At 53.6% G+C, this 782-nt stretch carries 1 protein-coding gene; it reads right to left on the bottom strand.

Annotated elements, in window-relative coordinates; genetic code table 11:
• Window positions 1-123 precede the first annotated feature (123 nt).
• A partial coding sequence (locus tag J5224_RS32050) for an SAM-dependent methyltransferase (protein ID WP_264628996.1) occupies window positions 124-782 on the bottom strand: 659 nt, incomplete at its 5' end.

The following is a 782-nucleotide window of genomic DNA, read 5'->3' as shown; positions in this document are numbered from 1 at the left end:
TGGATTAAATGGCACGAATAATGGGCCTTCATCACTGTTGTTTGTTGGACAACATGCCGTGCGCCGTTGTGATGTTTGAAAATCCTTCTCAGGTATTCCCCCCTCCGAAGAGGGAGGATTGTTTTATTTACGGATAACCCCCGTCATTTTAGTGAAGTTAAACCAGTGCCCCGCTTCGGCGGCCATCATGTCGCGATCGCGAATGGCGTAGGGGTGTGAGCAAGCCAGCCATGCTTGCCAGGCCTGCTCGCAACGGGCGCTCTCGGTGCACTCCGCTATCTGCAAATAGGCGCTTTGCTGCCAGAGTTGCCGCCACCAGTCGACGGTAAAGAAGTTCATGCCGGACTGCCAAAAGGGGGCCAGTTCAGGAGGAACTCCGCGATCGAAAGGCCTTTTTAAACCTGGAATAACGATAGCGACGCGGCCACCCGGTTTGATCCACGGTGCAAGATGGCTGTCGAAAAAGGCCGAGCTGGCACCAAAGTAGTGGTAGGCATCAATATTAAGTAGCGCGTCGAAGTGGTTTTCGGGAAATGGCTTTAAAGTGGGAAGGTCGGCAACATCCATATGTAATGGGGTTATCAGGTTGGACAATCCGTGTTCACTGAAACGGCGTGCGTTATCTTCGGCAGTAATCCATAAATCCATTGCGACCACCTCAACACCGTATTGGCTTGCCAGATAGAGGGATGTCAGGCCGGTGCCGCAGGCTAAATCGAGCACTCGCATTCCGGGTTTTAAGCCCAGAGCAGCGCTGACCTCATCTGCCAGCAGGAGCGCGC

It is taken from the genome of Candidatus Symbiopectobacterium sp. NZEC135, from assembly GCF_025962695.1.
The sequence above is the reverse complement of the archived record's forward strand: the minus strand, read 5'-3'. Positions and strand labels throughout refer to the sequence as shown.